Raw genomic sequence first — 3,927 nt, 5'->3', positions numbered from 1 at the left:
TGGCTTCCTCATAATACTTCTTCTGTTCCTTGGCCGCCAGATACCGGGTCCATGTATTTTCGATTTCCAGAGCCAGTTCGTCGTGGAAATTATACAGCGTCTCCGTGGCCATCCTCGTGCGGGACTCGGCGGCTTCGGTTCCGGCCTTGTCCGCCCCGCTGTTGAACAGGTTCCAGCGCATGACAAGCCCGGCGTCCACGCCGGAAGTCCACTGGCTGCCGGGGCCGCTGCGGTCGGAGTAGGAAGGGCCGACTTCAAAATTGATTTTGGGATGGTAGGCGGATTCGGCCAGTTCCTTTTCCCCGCGCGCGGCCTTGATGTCGGACATATAGGCCTTCAGCTTCGGGTTGTTCTTGTCGGCGACCTCTATCACGGCGTCATAACCGGTATACATGGGTTCCGGGACATACACTTCAGCCAGCGAAGCGGGCACGGGCTTCCCGGTCAAACGGATGTAGGAAGCCTCACCTTCCCGGAGCGAGGCTTCGGCATCGGTAAGCGTGCTCTGGGCGCGGGCCAGGCGGCCTTTGGTCTGGGTCACGTCGGCGGAGGATCCGGCCCCGAGTTCCACGCGCTCCTTCTGGGAGTCAAGGATCTCCACGTGCTGCCTCACGTTATCCTTGGCAAGCTGCAGTATCTCGCGGCGGCGGAGCAGGTCCACATGGGCAATGATGGCGTCCAGGGCGAACGACGTGGCGTTGTCGAGGACGCGGTAGGTCATGGAATCGACCGTCGCTTCGCCCGTGCGGACACGGCTGCGCGTGGCGAAACCGTCCCACAGCGGCTGCGTGAGCGTAAGGCTGATGCTGTTGGCCCCGTACATGTCCTTATCGGCGTTCAAAGGGCGCGTCGTCGTATTGCTTCAGCCGGCTGGCTCCGGTACGCCCCACGGCGTCGACGCTCGGCCCCCACCCCGCCTTGGCCCTGCGGAGCTCATGACGGACGACGTCAAGGTTCTCCTGCATGACCTTCAGGCCACGGTGCGACTGCAACGTATCTTCAACAGTCTGCTTTACGGTCACTTCTCCCGTGACCGTTTTTCCCGCATATGCCTGAGCGGGGGCCTTCTCCTGGGAAAAGGCCGATTCCGGCGAACACGCAAGCCCCAAGGCACCCAGAAGCAGCAGCATCCTCAAATGCGAAGATTTCATTCACTATTCCCCTTTCCATTGTAACGAATCTGCTCTACAAAAAATGAATGGGTTTCCTAACGCGTTATCGGGCCAGAAAACCGAGTAAGCTACTACACTATGGAAAAACCGATGTACAGCGCAAAATAACGCTTTAAGCCGCTTTACGGGCTTGTCAAGAGGAAAAATGATGCCATCCCTTTTTACGCCGTCTTCGTCTTCTCTGCAACATTTTCTCCAAACGCTGGGCCGTTTGGAAGAAGCCTTTTTATTATCACCGCTTTCCGGACTTGAACAGGAAGGGGCCGTGCGCCGTATGCGTTTTGCCGTCGACGCGGGCCTGAAAGCGATGAAAGACCATCTTGCGGCATCCGGGCACCTTCCCGATACGCCCACCCCGCCCGCCGTCCTCGCCGCCGCGTGGCGGAGGCGGATCATCTTCGACGGGCACATCTGGATGGACATGCTCGCGCGCAGGAGCCAGCTTGCGAGGGACGACTCGCCGGAAACGCTTCAAACCGCCGTAAAGGAACTGGAATCCCGCTTTCTCCCCGAACTCGCCCGCCTCCGGGATTGGCTTGTCCAGCATCCCTGTTCCGGGGAAAGAAAGCAATGACAAAAAAAGCGGCCCCGCCCCCTTGACGGAGCCTCCCTTTTTGTGGGAACATTCTTTTCACGGAGTTACACCATGATCTTTTCGTTTGCGCACTTTTACTATTATTATTCGGGACACCAGCTGCTGGCCCCGGATCGGATGTGCTGTGCGTAAATGAGACGTTCCGTAGCACATTGAGCTTTGTTCAGTAAGGACAAGCCACCGACCTCAAAGGGCCGGTGGCTTTTTTTGTACCTTTTTACCGCCGGGAGAAACCGTGATGCTTGCCGCCCTGACCAACCTGCCTATGGATGGAGCCGTTGGAGTCGCCCTCGTTTCCATGTTCGTGGCCTTTTCGATGTCCCTGTTCGGGCTCCTCCGCAATGTGAAACCGGCGAAACGCCGGATGGAGCGCAACCATGACTGAGATCCTGCTCTGGGCCGGCTACTTCGCGGTCTTCGCCTTTCTGGTGCATAAGGGACGCAGCAAGGACGCCGTGCTCAGCGGCTCCGTAGGGTTCGGCGTGCAGGCCTTCGCCTATGTCGCCACCTACATCTCGGCGGTGGCGCTCGTCGGGTTCGGCGGGCTCGCCCATGCCTACGGCCTGCAAATGCTGCTCGTGGCCGCGGGCAACGTCTGGTTCGGGACGTGGGCCGTCTACCGCTTCCTGGCGTGGCCAACGCGCAAGTGGCAGGAACGCCTCGGCGCGCGCACCCCGGCGCAGCTGCTCGGCCTCGGGCACGGCTCGCCCAGCCTGACAAGGGCGATGGCCTTTGTTTTCGCCCTGTTCCTCGGCGTATACGGCTCGGCGGTCATCAAGGGGGCGGCGCTCCTGCTGGCCGAGATCCTCCCCGTGCCCGTCTGGGCGCTCATCTGGCTGGTGGCGATCATCGTGGGGCTCACCGTCTTCATCGGCGGACTGCGCGGGGTCCTTTACACCGAAGCCATGCAGGGCGTCGTCATGCTCGTGGGTATGCTCATGCTCGTGGGGGCCATCTTCTCCAAGGTCGGCGGCCCGTGGGAAGGTATGCAGGCGCTGGCGGCCCTTCCCCCCAGCGATCTCGCCAACAACGGGTTCGTCTCCCTGTCCGGCGGGGAACGGGGGCTGTTCATCCTCTCTCTGGTTGTCGTGACCTCCATCGCGGTGTGGGCCCAGCCGCAGATGATGCAGCGCCACTTCGCCATCGCCGATCCGCGCCAGCTCAAGAAAACCACGCCGCTCGCCATGTTCATCCTGACGGTGCTCGTGGGCGGGGCCTACTTCGCGGCAGCGCTTTCCCGGCTCATCCTTCCCGAAGTCGCCAGCCCAGACGAAGTCATGCCGCGGCTCGTCCAGATGCTGCTCCCCGAGTTCGCCCTGCATATTTTCGTGCTGGCCATCGTTTCCGCGTCGCTGTCGACGGCCACCGGCATCTACCACATCGCGGTGTCCGCCCTCTCCGAAGACCTGCGCGGGCGGCCCAGCAACCGGCTTTCGTGGTTCACCGGCATCGCCATCTGCGTGCTCGTCAGCGGCGGCTGCGCCCAGATCAAGGGGCAGCTCGTCGCCCTGCTCTGCACCACCAGCTGGAGCATCGTCGGCGCAATGGCGCTGGTGCCCTATGTCGCCCTCGTGCGCTTCGGACGCCGCAACGCCGGGGCAGCATGGGCCAGCGCCGCGTGCGGGTTCTTCTCCTGCCTCGCCTGGTACCTGATCGCCTACGGGCCCACCTCCATCTGGGGGCCGCAGCTCGGTTCCGTGGCCGCGGGCATCCCGCCCTTCTTCGTCGGCTTCCTCTTCTCGTGGATAGGCTGGATCGCGGTTTCCGCCCTGTCCGAATCCCCGGCTTTGGAACAGGAGGCCTGATATTCCGGGGCGGGCGGCGTGGAAGGTCCCGCCGCCCGCCCCGACTGTTGCGGACGCCCCATCGAAGCGCTATAGCGGAGGCAAACGCTCAACGTGAAGGATCGCTTTGATGAACCAGCCTGAAATCAATATCCGCATTCTGGATCTGAACGGCCCGCGCATGGCGCAAACCGAGCGGTCATTGCGCCGCCACCTGAAACAGCACGCTGTCGAAGCCCGCATCACCTGCGTGGGCTGCGGGCTTGAAATCGCCCGGCAAGGCTTCACAAACGCGACGCCCGCCCTGCTCATGAACCAATACACCATCACCGAAGGCAAAGAGATCACGGAAGAGGCCATCGAAACCTTCTGCAAG

Annotated in this window: 6 protein-coding genes; 4 read left to right on the top strand and 2 right to left on the bottom strand. The window is 62.0% G+C overall.

Translation table 11 applies throughout. From position 1 onward, the window contains the following. Together HMPREF0178_RS00430 and HMPREF0178_RS22270 are read right to left on the bottom strand one after the other, a co-directional pair. Nucleotides 1–841, bottom strand: an 841-nt coding sequence (locus tag HMPREF0178_RS00430; RefSeq protein ID WP_232281152.1) for a TolC family protein, incomplete at its 3' end; no start/stop codon positions are given. After that, the gene (locus tag HMPREF0178_RS22270; protein ID WP_009367929.1) at nt 828–1,151 is read right to left on the bottom strand and encodes a hypothetical protein; all 324 of its coding nucleotides are present in this window, start codon (nt 1,149–1,151) and stop codon (nt 828–830) included. The genes HMPREF0178_RS22270 and HMPREF0178_RS00430, both read right to left, overlap by 14 nt. Before the next feature lie 169 nt (nt 1,152–1,320). Here HMPREF0178_RS22270 and HMPREF0178_RS00425 point away from each other — a divergent pair, with 169 nt between their 5' ends. The 4 genes from HMPREF0178_RS00425 to HMPREF0178_RS21790 all read left to right on the top strand — a co-directional run. After that, nucleotides 1,321–1,746, top strand: a complete 426-nt coding sequence (locus tag HMPREF0178_RS00425) for a nucleotidyltransferase substrate binding protein (protein WP_009367928.1) — start codon at nt 1,321–1,323, stop codon at nt 1,744–1,746. 256 nt (nt 1,747–2,002) lie between these two features. Then, nucleotides 2,003–2,152: a hypothetical protein gene (locus HMPREF0178_RS21315; RefSeq protein ID WP_157134847.1), complete on the top strand. Its 150-nt coding sequence runs from the start codon at nt 2,003–2,005 to the stop codon at nt 2,150–2,152. After that, nucleotides 2,145–3,572 carry a sodium:solute symporter gene (locus HMPREF0178_RS00420; protein WP_009367926.1) on the top strand — a complete coding sequence of 476 codons (1,428 nt, stop codon included), beginning with the start codon at nt 2,145–2,147 and terminating at the stop codon, nt 3,570–3,572. Before HMPREF0178_RS21315 ends, HMPREF0178_RS00420 begins: the two co-directional genes overlap by 8 nt. A gap of 109 nt (nt 3,573–3,681) precedes the next feature. Next, on the top strand, nt 3,682–3,927 hold a 246-nt coding region (locus HMPREF0178_RS21790), incomplete at its 3' end, for a hypothetical protein (RefSeq protein ID WP_009367925.1).

The sequence above is a fragment of the Bilophila sp. 4_1_30 genome, from assembly GCF_000224655.1.
In the GTDB taxonomy this organism is placed as follows: domain Bacteria; phylum Desulfobacterota; class Desulfovibrionia; order Desulfovibrionales; family Desulfovibrionaceae; genus Bilophila; species Bilophila wadsworthia.
The sequence above is the reverse complement of the archived record's forward strand: the minus strand, read 5'-3'. Positions and strand labels throughout refer to the sequence as shown.